1 pseudogene is annotated in these 353 nt (G+C 71.1%); it reads left to right on the top strand.

Annotated elements, in window-relative coordinates:
* Positions 1-165 precede the first annotated feature (165 nt).
* Positions 166-353, top strand: a pseudogene (locus MKL09_RS21280) (hypothetical protein); the annotation flags it as partial.

Here is a 353-nt window from a genome sequence, read left to right on the forward strand (position 1 = left end):
CAGCGCGGATTTCAGCTCGACGCTCTCGATCCCGTCGCCGGACGGCGGCTCAAAGGGCTGGCCCATGACGGCTCCTTAACGTTTCGACTTCGGTGCCGAATCACGACCCGTCAGTCCGGGGCCGCGAAGCGGAGCCCGGAAGCCAGACGCGCCGCCGGAGCCGGATTGGGCGACCGCGCCGCGTTCCTCCTGTTAAGCCTGGCGGCTCTTGCTGCCGGGCTCGCCGCCGGCTCCCCCACCGAAGGCGACCGCGCCCTGTCGCGCGACATCCTGGTCCGCGACCTCGCCAGCCTCCGGGGCATCGCCCCGCACCTCGCCGGCTTCATTGGCCGGGTCGAGACTTTCGTGGCGAA

The organism is Methylobacterium sp. J-048 (assembly GCF_022829515.1).
In the GTDB taxonomy this organism is placed as follows: Bacteria; Pseudomonadota; Alphaproteobacteria; order Rhizobiales; family Beijerinckiaceae; genus Methylobacterium.